At 65.1% G+C, this 395-nt stretch carries 2 protein-coding genes; both read right to left on the bottom strand.

Features of this window, described 5'->3' with window-relative positions; genetic code table 11:
• Nucleotides 1-112: single-stranded DNA-binding protein (locus J1M38_RS11715; protein ID WP_206501281.1), on the bottom strand; the 112-nt coding region annotated here is incomplete at its 3' end.
• 80 nt (nt 113-192) lie between these two features.
• A partial coding sequence (rpsF, locus tag J1M38_RS11710; protein WP_206501280.1) for a 30S ribosomal protein S6 occupies nt 193-395 on the bottom strand: 203 nt, incomplete at its 5' end.

The following is a 395-nucleotide window of genomic DNA, read 5'->3' as shown; positions in this document are numbered from 1 at the left end:
GGGGAGTGGACGCGACGCGGAACTTCGCGACCGCCGCACCGGAGGGGGTGAAGCGCAGCTCGGGGTCGTCGACAAGATTGCCGATGACCGTGATGACGGTCTCGCCTGCCATGGGGGAACCTCTCGGCGGGTTTGCTGCTGCTGGCTGCTAGTGCTGCTACTCGGATCCCGAGACCAGCTGAGGGGGGAAGCTCAGTGGGTCTCGGGGCGGAGGACCTTGGTCCGGAGGACCGACTCGTTCAGGTTCATCTGGCGGTCGAGCTCCTTGACGACCGCAGGCTCGGCCTGCAGGTCGATGACCGAGTAGATGCCCTCGGGCTTCTTCTTGATCTCGTACGAGAGACGACGACGGCCCCAGGTGTCGACCTTCTCCACCTTTCCGTTGCCCTCACGGA

Source organism: Micrococcus sp. KRD070 (assembly GCF_017168435.1).
Taxonomy (GTDB): domain Bacteria; phylum Actinomycetota; class Actinomycetes; order Actinomycetales; family Micrococcaceae; genus Micrococcus; species Micrococcus luteus.
This window is presented reverse-complemented; position numbering and strand designations above follow the sequence as displayed.